This is a genomic window from Christiangramia marina (genome assembly GCF_048285865.1).
GTDB lineage: Bacteria > Bacteroidota > Bacteroidia > Flavobacteriales > Flavobacteriaceae > Christiangramia > Christiangramia marina.
The window spans coordinates 1-623 of sequence record NZ_JBLVTK010000010.1 but is presented as its reverse complement, the minus strand read 5'-3'; the positions used below and the strand labels follow the sequence as shown (position 1 = coordinate 623).

General features: G+C 29.9%; 1 protein-coding gene. It reads left to right on the top strand.

The annotated features are described in order from the left end of the window. The coding region (locus ACNKXS_RS15060) for a carboxypeptidase-like regulatory domain-containing protein (RefSeq protein WP_417921595.1) at positions 1–483 on the top strand (483 nt) is incomplete at its 5' end. Positions 484–623: the final 140 nt, after the last annotated feature.

Sequence of the window (623 nt, the reverse complement as noted above, 5' to 3'; positions counted from 1 at the left end):
TTCTTATTTACTGTTATTTGCTTTCAATTTGGTTTTTCACAAACTGGATCAATTAAAGGACAACTTTATGATACAATTGAAAATAAAGGATTTGGATATGCTTATGTAATTATCAATGAATTACATAAGGGTACACAAGCAGATCAAAATGGTAATTTTAGAATTGAAAATATCCCAATTGGAAAATATTCAATGAAGATTTCATATATAGGCAATCTAGATGAAGAGATTAAAGCAGTAGAAATTTTCAAAGACTCCACAACTACTTTAAATATTACTTATCCTCCATTTTGCAAATATTATAATTCAAATAAAGAATGTCCAGTTTGTAGAAAAGAAGACAAGGTTATACCTATTGTTTACGGGATGCCAACAAATAAAATGGGTAGAAAAGCCGAAAAAGGGAAATTAATAATTGCTGGTTGTGAAATAACTGGTTGCGATCCAAATTGGGACTGCAAAAGAGATAAAATTGAGTTTTGAAAAGAAAACGCGCAACAACAAAGAACTAAGGTAAAATCCTAGTACTTTTAAGCTAATTTCGACATATAATTTTCCTGGTAATAGGTTCCTGATTTTGCAATTGCAAATGCTTGCTTTAGCAGCTTATTACATACTGCTAT